General features: G+C 55.8%; 15 protein-coding genes. 14 read left to right on the top strand and 1 reads right to left on the bottom strand.

The window, feature by feature from the left end:
* Nucleotides 1-1,071: 1,071 nt before the first annotated feature.
* From YQ44_RS14250 to YQ44_RS14190, 14 genes are all read left to right on the top strand, one after another.
* The gene (locus YQ44_RS14250) at nt 1,072-2,151 is read left to right on the top strand and encodes an integrase domain-containing protein (protein ID WP_071323948.1); all 1,080 of its coding nucleotides are present in this window, start codon (nt 1,072-1,074) and stop codon (nt 2,149-2,151) included.
* 182 nt (nt 2,152-2,333) lie between these two features.
* The gene (locus YQ44_RS14245; RefSeq protein ID WP_232251310.1) at nt 2,334-2,855 is read left to right on the top strand and encodes a restriction endonuclease; all 522 of its coding nucleotides are present in this window, start codon (nt 2,334-2,336) and stop codon (nt 2,853-2,855) included.
* A complete protein-coding gene (locus YQ44_RS28930; protein WP_156894843.1) occupies nt 2,846-3,205 on the top strand; it encodes a hypothetical protein in 360 nt (119 codons plus the stop codon). The genes YQ44_RS14245 and YQ44_RS28930 overlap by 10 nt, the downstream gene beginning before the upstream one ends.
* A gap of 172 nt (nt 3,206-3,377) precedes the next feature.
* Entirely contained in the window at nt 3,378-3,680 is a 303-nt protein-coding gene (locus YQ44_RS28925; protein WP_156894842.1) for a hypothetical protein, read from the top strand.
* A gap of 801 nt (nt 3,681-4,481) precedes the next feature.
* Nucleotides 4,482-5,000, top strand: a complete 519-nt coding sequence (locus YQ44_RS14235; RefSeq protein ID WP_071323945.1) for a hypothetical protein — start codon at nt 4,482-4,484, stop codon at nt 4,998-5,000.
* On the top strand, nt 4,997-5,542 hold the full coding sequence (locus tag YQ44_RS28920) for a hypothetical protein (protein WP_156894841.1): 546 nt from the start codon (nt 4,997-4,999) through the stop codon (nt 5,540-5,542). The genes YQ44_RS14235 and YQ44_RS28920 overlap by 4 nt, the downstream gene beginning before the upstream one ends.
* A 47-nt stretch (nt 5,543-5,589) precedes the next feature.
* Nucleotides 5,590-7,908 carry a cohesin domain-containing protein gene (locus YQ44_RS14225; protein ID WP_198043674.1) on the top strand — a complete coding sequence of 773 codons (2,319 nt, stop codon included), beginning with the start codon at nt 5,590-5,592 and terminating at the stop codon, nt 7,906-7,908.
* 9 nt (nt 7,909-7,917) lie between these two features.
* Entirely contained in the window at nt 7,918-8,409 is a 492-nt protein-coding gene (locus YQ44_RS14220; RefSeq protein WP_071323942.1) for a type II secretion system protein, read from the top strand.
* Complete coding sequence (locus tag YQ44_RS14215) at nt 8,403-8,786, top strand: type II secretion system protein (protein ID WP_071323941.1); 384 nt, start codon at nt 8,403-8,405, stop codon at nt 8,784-8,786. The genes YQ44_RS14220 and YQ44_RS14215 overlap by 7 nt, the downstream gene beginning before the upstream one ends.
* Nucleotides 8,773-9,249 carry a type II secretion system protein gene (locus tag YQ44_RS14210; protein WP_071323940.1) on the top strand — a complete coding sequence of 159 codons (477 nt, stop codon included), beginning with the start codon at nt 8,773-8,775 and terminating at the stop codon, nt 9,247-9,249. Before YQ44_RS14215 ends, YQ44_RS14210 begins: the two co-directional genes overlap by 14 nt.
* A 51-nt stretch (nt 9,250-9,300) precedes the next feature.
* Complete coding sequence (locus tag YQ44_RS14205) at nt 9,301-10,497, top strand: type II secretion system F family protein (protein ID WP_071323939.1); 1,197 nt, start codon at nt 9,301-9,303, stop codon at nt 10,495-10,497.
* A 3-nt stretch (nt 10,498-10,500) separates the two neighbouring features.
* Nucleotides 10,501-12,195 carry a GspE/PulE family protein gene (locus YQ44_RS14200; protein WP_071323938.1) on the top strand — a complete coding sequence of 565 codons (1,695 nt, stop codon included), beginning with the start codon at nt 10,501-10,503 and terminating at the stop codon, nt 12,193-12,195.
* Nucleotides 12,188-13,006: a hypothetical protein gene (locus YQ44_RS14195; RefSeq protein WP_071323937.1), complete on the top strand. Its 819-nt coding sequence runs from the start codon at nt 12,188-12,190 to the stop codon at nt 13,004-13,006. Before YQ44_RS14200 ends, YQ44_RS14195 begins: the two co-directional genes overlap by 8 nt.
* On the top strand, nt 13,003-13,530 hold the full coding sequence (locus tag YQ44_RS14190) for a hypothetical protein (protein WP_071323936.1): 528 nt from the start codon (nt 13,003-13,005) through the stop codon (nt 13,528-13,530). The genes YQ44_RS14195 and YQ44_RS14190 overlap by 4 nt, the downstream gene beginning before the upstream one ends.
* Nucleotides 13,531-14,053: 523 nt before the next feature.
* On the opposite strand, the gene YQ44_RS28915 is transcribed toward YQ44_RS14190, so the two are convergent.
* The gene (locus YQ44_RS28915; RefSeq protein WP_071323935.1) at nt 14,054-14,329 is read right to left on the bottom strand and encodes a DUF6959 family protein; all 276 of its coding nucleotides are present in this window, start codon (nt 14,327-14,329) and stop codon (nt 14,054-14,056) included.
* Nucleotides 14,330-14,600 lie beyond the last annotated feature (271 nt).

Genomic DNA, 14,600 nt, shown 5'->3' with positions numbered 1-14,600 from the left:
CGCTGCGGCGCAGCTATATTGGCGCATGCTGGCGGACAATCGCCTCGCTTCTGCGCTGGAGTTGCGCCGCACCGCGGACGTATTTTGGTCGCTCATCTGTGTACTTGGCTCAGTCCGTTTCCATGTTCAAAACCATTTACAATCAGAGGAATCGCCACGCGGCGTTCTTCATAGGGAGAAATCTTCGCCAGACGCAGTTACCAAATAAATTCGACCTCAATCACAAATTTTCAACGCTGAAAATCGGCTTGACATTCGAAAAAACTGATCATATTCTGTGACGACTGTCTGGACCCACTTCCAGGAACATCGCGTTCCGAATGTGGCGCTGGCAAGCGTGGTATGCCGTTGCAGTCGTAACCTGTCTATCGAAGCGAAGTTGCTCGGCCGCGCCCTGCGGTCGAACTGAGTGGTATAAAAGTGAAGAAGTATGTCGGGCTGCCCCTGCGGGGGTAACTGCTCGCGCGTGATTTCTCGTCAAGAGACGCTTGTCAAATCGGAGAGGGCCTTGCGGCGCTCCGTCGCTAATTTACGATCCTGGTAGTGTCGATGTATCGCCTGCGGCCGCGAACCGCAGGAGAGTGATTTATCACCTATTCAATCTTCCTGCTGTACGAAGAGCCTATCGCGGTGCCTTGTTGTGACGTTGCCGAAGAAGCTTCGATCAACCTGGTTAGTGCGCAATCACGAAGCGGCCTGGTGGTAGGGCTGATGGGATGACCGTGAGGGAAGAGGGGGCAAGGTCCTGGTTCAATTGAGAGTGGCCGGGGCACCTAAATGTCTTTGTGGCGCAAGCGCCGCACTGCTCGCGCAAGACGCGGGGACTAACACAGAAGGAGAAATTCGCTGGTTATTCGCATGAGCATTTTTAAGACACCGCGCCTTCGGGCAAATAGAGAGTCCGCCATCGACGCTGAGATAGGGGCAGCGCGTTGGAATACATAGAACACATCTCCCTCGTCGGCGCAGCAGGCCAGGCGCCGATGCCAGTTGAAGGCCACACCGGGGGCATGCGCGCCAGACAGTGCAGCATGCCAATTCGACAATCCTGAGTATCGGGAGGGAGAAGTCATGCCTCATAACACGCAATGGAGGGAGCAGCTTGATACGTTGCTGGACGCATTTAATGAACGGCATGCCAGCGTAGGAAAAGGGGTTTCGCATAGCACCAGAGAGGCGCGCAGCCAGGGTTTGTACCGGATCTTTGCTTTGCTGCGCAAACTGGGATTCAAGCCAGTACCAGAAAACCTGGCGGAACGGCACGTGCGTGCGTTGATGGCGTATTGGACGGCGCAGCCGTTACCGGCGGATGTGTTGCTCGATATGCCGACGACGATACCGCGCCGCGCATATCCCTGCAGCGCGGCTTACATTCAGCAGCAAATGAGTTTTATCCGGGTGTTTGCCAGCTGGATTGGTAAGCCGGGCCTGGTGCGCAGTGCCGTGAACTATGTGAGCGATCCACGTTTGGTACACCGTTCATATGGTGCGCTTATCGACAAGGGGTGGGAGAGTCACGGACTTGCTGTCGATGAGGTCATCGCGGCCGTCGATGCGGTGGACAGTCACGTGGGAGGGCAACTGGCGATGATGATCGCTTTTGGCCTGCGCCGCAAGGAGGCCGTGATGTTTTGCCCGCGCGCCGCCGAAATACCGGCGTATGCCTTGCCGGCGCAGCATCCGCGATCCGATCATTACATCAGTTTTTTGCGCATCAAGCGCGGGACGAAGGGCGGCCGGCTGCGCTATGCGGCCGTGCGCACGCCTCAGCAGCGGCAAGCACTGGCGCGGGCGCGTTGTCTCGCCCGGCAGGACTGGGGGCATATCGGGCATCCTGGGCTGTCCTTGAAACAATCGCTGGACCTGTTTTCGAATGTGGTGCGTGCAGTCGGGTTGACCAAGAATGACCTGGGTGTGACGCCACACGGCTTGCGGCACCAGTTCGCCGGTGATCTGTACTTTGACATTACGCAGGTGCAGCCGCCTGTACGTGGCGGCGAGCTGTTGATCGATCGTGAGGTCATGGCGGACGCTTATCGGCAGGTAGCCGAACAGCTGGGCCACCATCGAAGGCAGATCAGCAATGCATATCTGGGTTCGCCGGTGGGCCGGCACAGTAGCGAAGCGGAATCAATGGGAGCGGCATCATGAAACGGGGACATTGGCAGCGTTGGTCGTCGGGAGATTCGCATGCGCGCTTGGGCCAGCGCGCAATGGTCAGCGATGGTGGAGGTGAGAGAAGCGCAGAAAGAAGACCTGGCGGTCCACGCGGATCGCGTCCGCCGCGCGAGCGCTACGAAGTTGTGCTGGCCCGGTCGCGGGGTGTGAGCGGCATGCTGGTGCGCTGTGCGTCGCAGCTGTTCAATGCTATACGCATGCGCCGGCTGCCTGAGCATCGCAGGCGTGTTGGTCAATCGCGCGCAGTGTTGCGGGCTGTGCGGCAGTTCGAGGGAGAGGGATATGCCGCGCGGTGCCTGGCCTATCTGCGCAGTGTCGATCCTCTGGTGTTCGAAGAGGTGGTGCTTTCCGCTCTGGAGGACGCCGGGCTAATGGTGCTGCGTAACCAGAGGTATTCTGGTGATGGTGGGATTGACGGCAAGGTGTGGCTGCCTGGACAGGGTTGGTATGCGGTGCAGTCGAAGCGCTACGGCGGCCATGTGAATCATCACCATGTGGCAGCCTTTGGCGAGGCCATTCGTCATCTTGGTTTCGGCGCGGGACTATTTTTGCATACTGGACGCAGCGGCGCGGCCGTGTATACCCATTTGACTAAAAGCAAAGTAGTGTTGGTCAGCGGCGCTAGTCTTGTACGACTGGTGCTCGGAAGGCGCGCGGGGGAGGAGGGATGGAGTTGAATGCGGAGAGCCGTCAATTGTTACGAGCATGTCGGACAGCCGGATCAACCTATACGGTGATCGAGAAAAGCGGGTGCAAGGGTATTGAGGTGGCCGATGCCCATCTCGCAGCACAAGCCTATTATGATGCGCCGGTGGAGGGACGGCCGTTTGTTTTATGCAATTTTAGTCACGCATCATGCGTGATTGCTGACACGCGCCGCGTTTCGCGATGTGGGCGCCTGGAAAAGCATGTGATTGCAAGTTGTGACGATGGCGGGGAATTCATGCGCTGTTTTAATCGATTGGTTCATGAGCGTTTCAGGGGCCTGGGGCCCATGGAGGACGATTTGTATCCGCAAGGGAATTGATTTCATCGCACCTGTTGACGGTGCCGACAGTAAGGCACACACGAATGTGAATCGGTCAATCTTTTATGTCATATTATGTGAAAGGTAACCTTGACATAACAAGGTGCCTGTTGCAGCTCAGTTGGCCTATTTTTTTTCGCCGTGTTTTCATTCGAGACATAGGAGAAATATCATGTTTGATTTAGATAATTTCCTTCTGCTTCTTCGTAGTGAGTTGTATCTCTATACAGAGAGTCGAAAATATGAGGTGGCTCGAGGCGCCGAGACACCGGAACTGCCAGCATTGCTGCTGCAAAAATACGGTTATGGTTTGGCTGATAGTGCAATCATCGTGGCCAGTCTTCTGGAGTGCCCAAAACCGGACCTGGTGAGCGACGTGGACCAGCTGGTTACGAGCATTGATCCTGATTGGCGGGCCCATCAACAACGTCGCTTTGATGCAAGGCCTGCTGCACTCGTGTTGTCCTACAAATGAATCGGAGTGTATTAGCTAGCCAGAATTCGGTGAACTTGCCGCTTCCGCTTGCTTGAAGATTTCACTGTTTTGTACAAAGTAGGAATGCTTTCTGTGAGAATCGCTCTCACGTTGCCCCTGCCTCACCCATCGCGGGTTTCTGGCAGGGTTTTGCCACTCGCGTGGTGAGCGTTGCGGTCGTCGCCCGTCATTTACCTGTCGAGTAGGACCTCGACACGTTGCTTCGGCAACCGATCTTTGCCTGGTCACTTATCAGGCTGATTTGCGCAAGCAGAGGATCGTTGGCGTCATGGAAGTACCGTTCATTCACTACTTCTCAGATTGGGACCCTGTTCTTAGGAATGGTGGGCCTTCTTGCGCTTGACTATCGGTTTTCGACGATAGGCAGGCATATCTTCTCGTGTGCGGGGCATCGCGGTCCCCGTACGGGGCCATGGTGCCTTTCTTTTTTGGAGAGCTATCATGTCCCAACGACAGCGGCCGTCGCCCTCATCCGATTCTTATCGCGGCGCCACTGCGGTGGATTCGGTTTTACCCCACTGAGCGTTGGATATGACTCAGCAAGTTATGGATTAAAAAACCCAGAGGTGAAATAATGAGCAGATGAGATGGTCAAGATAATGAAATTAAGGATACTTTGAAAGCTTAGGACACAACACAACACTTAGAAATCTCATTTTTAGCGATTTCTTCATCTTTTTTGCATGCATTCTTATCGCGATGATTCTGAATGCTTTTTTCACGAATTAAAAATTAGTATTGTATACTTTTCAAGTTCTTATGCCATTTTCTGAGAGTCGTTTGAGCTTGCGCTTTGTCATACGCCGCCACTGGCCATGGCTGGTAGCCGGTGCCGTACTGTGCGGTTCGGTCTGGCTGTTTTTCTTGGCGTTGCCAGCGCAACGCGAGAACAACACGATCGTTGCTGACAAGGTGCAGCTTTTGGAAACGCAGTTGCAAGCACATGCTGCTATTGCAGCCGCCTCGCCGCAAAATCTGTCGACGCAATTGGCGAGCTTCGATAGCCTGTCACAGGTGACCGCCGATCTGCAGTCGCTGGCCATGCGAAATGGTTTGCTGATGTCTGATGCCACCTTTAAACCTGCTGCCGACGGTGAAGCCCGCACGGACATTGGACGCATTGAGGTCAGCGCCCGCGCCAAAGGTGGGTACTTGCCGCTAAAGAAAACCGTCGCCACCTTACTGGCCGCGCATCCCGGCCTGGCACTGGAATCACTGTCACTGCGACGCGCGCGGCCCACCGATATCGTGGCCGACATCGATCTGCGGTTCACGTATTTTTACAGGAAGCCGGCTTGATGGCGATGTCAATGGTGGCAGCGCCAAAACGACGGCAGGTGCTGTGGGCAGCTGCGTTACTGACACTAATCTTGTGCGCTTCGACTGCATGGCGCGACCAGGATGAGGTGGTTGGTTCGGCCGAGCGCGGTGAGCCGCGTCGCCAGGCAGTGCCCCCTACAGTGCCAGAGGTCGGGAAGCTGCTTGCTAGCAGCGAACCTGAAGGGCTGCTAGAGCGCGACCCATTGGTGGAATCAACGACGGATCTGTTCCGTTTCGTCAGTTTTCAGCCACCAGCACCGAAAGCCTTGCCCCCACCGCCAGCTGCCCCCGCGCCAAAACCGAGCGCTCCTGCGTTCCCCTATCAGTATTTTGGGCGCATGGTCGACGTCAATGGCAAGACGGTCACTTATTTAACGCGCAGCGACACACTTATTCCCATCCAGGCTGGTCAGTTGCTGGATAATACATACCGCATCGATACCGTGACAGAGACGCAGATTGTGGTGACGTATGTGCCAATGAAAGAAAAAATAGTGATCGCCGTGCAGACCGCCCATTAAATGGTATGGCGCTGGCAGGACGATTATGCATAACAGGGAGTAGGGCATTGCGTGACAAGGGAAATTATTTGGGTTGGGCCGGCGCGGTATGCAGCGTCGTCCTGCTGGCGGGATGCGGCACGCAATACATACGCGATGGTGCGCAGCGCCAGATAGGCGCCGGTAAGTATGAGGAAGCATTGCAGGCCTACGATACAGCCTTACAAAACGATCCGGAAAGCGTCATCCTGCGCACGGGGCAGCTCGCCGCGCGCGATACCATCCTGGCGCGCCTGTTGACGGCTGCGACTGCGGCGCGTGCACGCGGCAATGAGGCGCAGGCGCAGGAAATCCTGCAGCGTGCGTTGGCGATACAGCCCAATGATGACCGTACCAGGGCGATGCTGCTAGAAATTGAACGAGATGCCCGACAAAAAGCCGCCGTGGCAAGCGCCCGCGAGCTGATTGAAAAAGGCCTGCGCGAGCGCGCCACGCTGGTGATCGAGGCGGCTCTGAAAGACACACCCAAAAATACTGAATTGCTCGGCCTGCAGCGGCAACTGGAACTGGCCAGCAAACAGTCAGAACTGAGCGTGGCACGCTTGGCGGAGTCGCGTCCCATTTCCCTTGACTTTCGTGATGGCAATCTGCGCATGGTGCTTGAAGCCCTGACGCGCAATAGTGGCATCAATTTTGTGCTCGACAAGGACGTGCGCCAGGATTTGCGTGCTACGGTGTTCCTGCGCCAGACACGTATCGACGATGCACTGGAATTATTGACATCGACCAGCCAGCTGACCTATAAGGTGCTCGATTCGGCCACTGTGCTCATTTACCCGAAGACACCAGAAAAGGCTAAAGAATATCAAGATCTGGTGATCCGTGCTTTCTATCTGTCCAGTGCGGACGTCAAGCAGACTGCCTTACTGCTGAAAACCATGCTGAAGATACGCGAACCTTTCATCGACGAAAAGCTGAACTTGATCATGGTGCGCGAGACACCGGAGACAATACGCCTGGCCGAACGTCTGATCGCACTACACGACTTGTCCGAACCGGAAGTCATGATGGAAGTGGAGGTGCTGGAGATCAAGCGCTCCAGCTTGACAGAATTGGGCATCAAGTATCCTGACGGTTTCAATCTGACGCCAATTGCGCCTGCCGGTTCGGACGGTTTCACGCTGGGTAACTTGAAAAGCCTGAACCGAGATTCCATCGGCATCAATTTGCCCGATGTACGCATCAACCTGCACCGCGACGTGGGCGACGTGAATATCCTGGCGAATCCCAAGATTCGTGCGCGCAACCGGGAAAAAGCCAAGATATTGATTGGCGACAAGCTACCGGTGGTGACCACAACTGGCAGTTCCAACAATAACGGCTACATTGCCGAATCGGTGCAATACGTCGATGTTGGCCTGAAGCTCGACGTTGAACCGAATATTTATCTGGACGATGAAGTGGCGATCAAGGTGGGGCTGGAAGTGAGCTCGCTGGTGCGTGAGATCAAGACAGCCGCTGGCTCGCTGGTCTACCAGATCGGCACGCGTACCGCCAGTACCGTGCTGCGCCTGCGCGATGGTGAAACGCAGTTGCTGGCGGGCTTGATCAGTAACGAAGAGCGCATGAGTGCTAACCGCGTACCTGGCATTGGTGACGTACCAGTGGTGGGGCGCTTGTTCTCATCACAGCGCGACGATGGCCAGCGTACGGAGATCGTACTGTCAATTACGCCGCGCATCGTGCGCAATATCCGTCGTCCGGACCTGAACCAGGCCGAGTTTTGGTCGGGTACTGAAAACGATTTGCGCAGCCGGCCTTTGGCCCTGCCAGCAGTGGAGAAGCCCGTTTCCGCCAAAGGCATGCCTCCGGGCCCTGGTTTACCAGGGGCGGCGCTGTTGCCCGTCCCCTCGGGTGCGCCGGCGGGTGGGATGCCGCTGTTGCAGCACGACGCCGGATCACCTGCGGCAGTCACACCGCGAGTGGCCGTGGCACTGGTGGGGCCGCAAGGAGTGAAGGCCGGGGATACGTTTACAGTACATGTCAATGTCAAGGCTGCAACCGCCTTGCGCGGCATGCCGTTGAAGCTGCAGTTCTCGCCGCAGGCACTGCAAGTGATCGATGCGGATGAAGGTGCCTTTTTTACCCAGGATGGCGCCACGGCTAGCGCGAGCAAGTCGATAGAGCAGGCCAAAGGAATGGTGACGATGGCGGTGTTGCGTACCGGGGCCGCTGGAATCAAGGGGGAGGGGACGATGATGAGCTTCAAGTTCAAGGCCCTGGCCGCTGGCCCCACCGAGATTCATGTGTTGTCGGCCAAGGCGATTTCCTCGACACCAATCGACGCCGAAACATTACCCGCGTCGCTGCGCGTGATGGTGAAATGAATGCGGGCCATGCTTAAGCTGCACAGGTCTGATCATGCGCTGCGCGCAGGCTATACCACAGTCGAACTACTGGTGGTGATGGCCGTACTGGGTATCCTCGCCACAGCCGCCATGCCGCTGGTCGAGTTGACGGCAACACGTAACAAGGAACGTGAACTGAAGCAATCACTCTGGGAGATTCGTCGCGCTATCGACGGCTACAAACAGGCCTACGATACCGGGCGTATCGTTAAAGGTGGTCAAGATAGCGGCTACCCACCCTCGCTGTCGGTATTGGTGCAGGGAGTGCCGGATCGAGCGGCCGGTGGTCAAACGATGTATTTGCTGCGGCGGATTCCGAAAGACCCGTTTGCCCCGGCTGATGTAAAGGCTGAAATGTCATGGGGCTTGCGCAGCTATCAGTCGCCGCCGGAAGAACCGAAGGAGGGCGCGGACGTGTTCGACGTCTATTCGACTTCGGATAAGGTGGGTATGAACGGCATCGCGTATCGTTTATGGTAAAGCATATCCTGCGGCGCGGCTTTACCCTCATTGAACTGCTGGTGGTCATGGCGCTGATCGGCATGTTGCTGTCGCTGTCGGTGCCCCGTTATTTCGGCAATGTCGACAAGGCGAAGGAATCGGTGCTGCGGCAAAACCTGGCGCAGACGCGTGACGCGATCGACAAGTACTTTGGTGACAACGGCCACTATCCCGATTCGCTCGAAGAAATCGTGGCGCGCCACTACCTGCGCAAGATGCCGGTTGACCCGATCACCGATCGTCTCGACAGCTGGATCATTGTGGCGCCGGAAAAGAAGGATATGGGCGCCGTGTTTGATGTCAGGAGCGGTGCGACAGGCCGCGCACGCGACGGGAGCGAATATGCCACGTGGTGATGTGTCTGCAGTCCAAGGCGGTTTTACCTACGTCGCCATGCTGTTCGCGCTGGCAATCTTCGGCATCGGCCTAGCCGCTGTCGGTGAAGCGTGGAGCGCCGCCAGTCAGCGCGAACGGGAAGAGGAGTTAATCCAGATCGGCCAAGCCTACGTGCGCGCCATCGGGACTTATTATGCGCAAGCGCCCGGAACTGCGAAATCGTATCCACCCACTCTGCAGGACCTGGTCGAGGACAAGCGCTTTGTCGGCGTGCGGCGTCATCTACGCAAAATCTATCTGGATCCAGTGGGCAAGGGAGCGGAGTGGGGGGTGGTCAAGGCAGCTGATGGCGGCATCGCTGGCGTATACAGCTTGAGCGAAAAAGCAACCTTGCGGCGGCAACCGTTGCTCCTGTCGGGCAGCGCGCCGGTGACCGGTGGCCACTATACCGACTGGAAATTTGTTTATGTGGCGGCGCCATGATGGGTACCATCGGTACGCCAACGGCTGTTCCGCAGAATGGATTCAACATTGATGCAATTTAAGATACGCACATTTCACGCCGTCAGCGGCGACATCGCCGAATGCACAGTGGATGGTGAGGACGCGGCTGCCGTGACGCAGATGGTGGAGCAGCAGGGATACACAGTATTGTCCGTCGCCGCGCAGGGCCGCCGCGTTCGTACGAGCGGCGTTTCCGGTCTCCGCAGTTTCAATCCGGTGTTGTTCTGCGACGAGCTCCGGACACTGTTGTATTCCGGTATGTCGTTAGTAGAAGCCATCGACACCTTATGCAGCAAAGATAATGACAATGCCAAGCATACAGTGCTTTTGGAGATCAGGCAGATGCTCTTGGAGGGCAAACCACTGTCGTCGGCCTTGGAACTGAACCGATTTGGATTCCCTCCGCTGTTGATCGCATCCATCCGTGCCAGCGAGCGCACCAGCCGCCTCGATGAAGCGTTGGAAGAGTATGTGGCTTATGAAAAGGTGGGACAGGATCTGGGCCGCAAGGTAATTAGCGCCGCGATCTATCCCAGCCTGGTGGTCGGTTTTGGCATGCTGGTGTGTTTATTCATGATCTCATATGTGGTGCCCCGTTTTGGCAAAGTATATGACGATTTTTCGCAGAAACTGAGTTTCTCGACGGTGATACTGATGAAAATCGGGCAGATTTCCAGTGATTATCTGGGCCTGATCCTGGCCGCACTGGCGGGGCTGGTCGTGCTGGCGGTGATTGGTTACCGCAACGGCAAGCTGAAGATTTGCCTGTTACGCGCACTAGGGCGTTTCAAATTCGTTCAGTATTACCTGCGTCTGTACCAGCTGGCGCGCATCTATCAAACCATGTCCATGCTACTCAAGGGCGGCTATACGCTGAGCGACGCAATACCGCTGGCGCAAAACTTGGCCTTTGAAAAAAAATTACAGGACCAAATTGTGCGTGCGCGGAGCGTCATCCAGGATGGTAAACGCTTGTCGACAGCCTTTGCCGAGAACGGTTTGACGGACAGTGTGACTGAACGCCTGCTACGGGTCGGCGAGAGATCTGGCAACCTGGCCCGCATTATGGACATCATTGCGCAGACTTACCGGCAGGAATTCACCTTATTCATTGATCGGGCTACCCGTGTCGCGGAGCCGATCCTGCTGATGGCCGTCGGTATCATGATTGGTGCGATTATTATTTTGATGTACATGCCGGTATTCGATCTGGCTGGAGGAATTTGATACATGCACAGCGATTCTGTTTTATCCTGCGTGCCGCCGTTAAACACCTTGCTGGCGCAAGCGCGCGTGCTTGCGCGTGAAAGCGGCCTGGCACTGACAACGGAACTTGCTGCCCTGGCGGGGTGCGGGGTGGCTGATATTGGCGCGGCAGCTCTTGCCCAACTGGATATTGCATACTACCCCCAGGCCACCATGCTGGCCTGCGTTCCTAATTTCTCGCTGCTGAGCTTTACAGACTGTGTCAAGCGCGTGATTTATCCACTGCGCCTAGCGGACGGCGATAGTTTCGTGGTGGCAGATCCATGGGATGACCACACGCTGCAATGGCTGGCCAACAAAGCTGGAGGCTACCCTGTGCTGGCGTGGGGCGATAAGACAGATATCTTGGCCGCACTGGACCAGGCTCAGCATTGCATCAAGGCGTCAAGCAGCCTGTCCGGCGGTGCACCCGAACAGCGTAGCGCTTTCGAGGATCATGCAGGCAACGTGATTTCGATTGAAACCATCGAACGCAGCACCAGCCCTATCGTGCGCTTCGTCGATGCCGCTATTTATGATGCCTGGAAAGCTGGTGCCAGCGACATCCATTTCGAGTGCGACCGTAACGGCGTGAAGGTCAAGCTACGTCTCGATGGTGTGTTGGTACCGGCGTCTGAATTGACGGACCGGGTCCGTGCGGAGGAAGTCATCTCGCGCATCAAGGTGCTGGCGCAGCTCGATATCGCCGAACGCCGTGTGCCGCAGGATGGACGTTTCCGTATCGAGCTAGGTTCACGTGAGCTCGATTTTCGGGTCTCCATTATGCCCAGCATTTTTGGCGAAGACGCCGTCGTACGGCTGCTCGACAAAACTCAACTACGTGGAGATGCCCATGCCATTTCACTGGTCAGTCTGGGACTGGACGCCGATGCCATCGAGCGTATCCGTCGCCTGGCCAAGAAACCACATGGCATGCTGCTGGTGACGGGCCCCACTGGCAGTGGCAAGACAACGACGTTATATGCGGCACTGACGGAGATTCAGACCGGGCAGGAAAAAATTATCACTATCGAAGATCCGGTGGAGTATGAATTGCCTGGGGTGTTGCAAATCCCTGTCAACGAAAAAAAGGGCCTGACCTTTTCTCAAGGCTTGCGTTCAATTTTGCGTCACGACCCCGACAAGATACTGGTCGGAGAGATCCGCGACGCGGAAACTGCAGAAATTGCCGTGCAAGCTGCGTTGACCGGTCACCTGGTGTTTACTACGGTGCATGCGAATAGCGTGTTTGACGTGATCAGTCGTTTTGCGCACATGGATATCGATTTGTACAGCCTCATGTCGGCGCTCAATGGCGTGGTAGCTCAGCGCCTAATTCGCTCGAACTGTCCTGCCTGCAGCGAACCGGAGTTGGTCAGCCAGGAATTGAGCGAGCGGTTGAAAGTGACCGATCTGAATCCGAGCCAGATAACCCCGGCACGAGGCCGCGGCTGCGATCACTGCCGCAACACTGGATACAAGGGGCGGCATGCGCTGGCAGAGGTGCTACCGTTCGACGATAAATTACGCACCCTGATACTCAACCGTGCCGACGTCACCGAAATCAAGCGCTATGCGCAATCACTTGGCGTACGACCGCTGAATGTGCGAGCGCTTGATCTAGTGGCATGCGGCGCTACGACCATCGAGGAAATCGACCGGGTGGTGGAACATGATTGATGCCTACCATATGTATCTGACCGCCAGTGAGGTACGTGTACGCCGGCAAACAGGGTGGGGGCATTGGCGACGCGTCGAGGAGCTCGCGCGCTGGCAGTGGAATGCTGGATTGCCTGATAGTCTGACTTTCGAGGACTTAGTGTTGCGCAAGCGCCGGTATGCGACGCTGGTCGTGCATGTCGGTTCGGCGCTGAGCAAATTCATGATGCTCGAACTACCGTCTGGCCTACAGAATGAGCAAGAGGAGCAGTTGGCCGCACAGGCCCAGATGCAGCATCAACTGGGTTTGAGTCCCGGGCAGTGGGAATATACCTTGGACCATCTGCCGGCGGCGCGTGGCAAGGTGGTGGTCTGCGCACTGCGCGCCGATATCGGAGTGCGGCTACGCCAGTTGGCGAGAGAGCGCGGCTTGCGGCTAATGTCATTGCGGCCGTATGTCGTTGGCGTATGGAATGCCATGCAACAACGGCCCGGCTCACTGGCCCCTATCTCGGACGGCGACAGGGCACTGATGATGGTGGAAACTGATGCTTTCACGATTGTGATTGAAAGGAATGACACGATGAAAGCGATGAGTACCATGGTACATCGTCGAGAGGCCGATGTCATCAAGCGTGAAATCAGGCGTATGGCATATTCGTTGGATGAGAAAGCGCAGCATTCTATTCGCCTGGCGGTGGCAGGCGAGATCCTGCCGCTGGCGCAGCTACATGCTGAAAAAGTGCTACAGCGCGACGATTACCTGCAACCGATCCTGTATGCCGATTTCCGCGACTTGTTGTTCCAGGCACCTACCCAGGTGGCAGCATGAGGCTGCGGCTCGAATTCATCCGGCGTCGCCCCATTCCTTGGCTGGCTTTGTTTTGCATGGGCTGCGCGCTTGGCTGGGGGACTATGCTGCTGGCCGAATCGATCGCCTTGCGGAAAGTGGCGTTACGCGATAGGCAACGAGTCGCCCAACTGGAACAGAGGCTCCATGAGCGGCGCCAGGCCGCGCAGAAGCAGCTGGCCAAAAGTGACCCGGAAACGCAGCGGCGCCAGAAAGAGCAGGAAAAGATCATTGCAGCATTGCGTTATCCATGGACTCGCGTCTTCTCCACCATAGAACAGGCCGATTCGAACGAAGTCGCTATAATAGCGCTCTCACATGAACAAGCGACAGGACAGACCCAGATCATGCTTGATGCACTTGACACCCATGGACTGGTACATTTTGTCGATGCGCTCAATGAGGGAGGGGAGGGGAGCGCACGCGGCCAATGGTATTTGACGACATATCAAATTCAGCTGCAAAGTTCCCCTCAAACGATGAGGGGAACTGTATTGAATAAGTAACTCCGTCGCAGTCAGACTTCATGAGAGGAAGGGGAGCAAAATACGGCCCGATCCGTCTTGTCCATCCGCATCAATTTTGTGCACAGCCAAGGGGAACATGTAAGTACCACTTTCCCCTGTCAATTCAATCGCTTGCGCATGAGAAACAGGGCACGTTTCGCGTGCGTCATGTGTGTGCTTCAAACGGGGTGCGCGACGACCCGCAAATAGGTTCGTTAGCGTCGAATCTGCGCAAAAGCTGGTGGCTAGCGTGAAAGTGGAAATCGAGGTTTACACAGCGCAGCGGCCGTAGGGCGCGGGCCGGGGTTGCGAAGCTCCGCTCTCGAAGGAAGCTCGACTCGGTATAAAGCCATCAAAGAGCCCGAACGACCGACTCGCTTTTTCCCACAGATTAGAAAGCCTTTGCCCAATCGTCGGCCCCGTGTTTGCCGATACCTTATCAGCACCCTCATTACTCGTATTATCCTTACTACTCGATGCCAAGACTCTTCAGTACATCCTAGGCGGCATGATAGTAAAAACTTCATTGAGCAGGGCTGTACGGTAGTTCAATTTCTCTCTCTCGACAAATTTTCTCATATTTAATGAGTGCATCACCGAGCTGTTCCTCCATATCTGCCAATCCCGCAGCCAGATTCTCGAAATCGTGTGCCTCTAGCAATAGACTCATTTCTTTCAAACTGGAAACTAAAGAATTCAACGTATCGCCTTGTACGACTACACCAGGAAAATTTCTTTCTGGCAATTGCACGACAGCAAAATTCGAAGGATTGCTTAACAAAATCACTTCCTTTGACATATAAAGCCTCTACTTTTCGGAGTGAAAATTACATGCGGCAAGGATGGATTGAGAGGAATATTAAGAATATCCAGCATTCGTTTCTTTCCACGATCCAGTATGTATAACGAGTTGATCGCCGTTATTCGCTGCTCCTGTCTCGATTTTTTCGAAGAATGTCCGCGTTATACGGACAAGTCGCGTCTTGTGGAAATTCGAAGCTTTCTCATCATAGGTATTCGCTTGGCCGCAGGTAAACTGCTCCCGACAAGCTTTTTGGAGTTCCTTGCGC

The organism is Janthinobacterium sp. 1_2014MBL_MicDiv (genome assembly GCF_001865675.1).
Taxonomy (GTDB): Bacteria; Pseudomonadota; Gammaproteobacteria; order Burkholderiales; family Burkholderiaceae_D; genus Janthinobacterium.
Note: the sequence above shows the minus strand (reverse complement) of the source record. Positions and strands in the feature narration are given on the sequence as shown.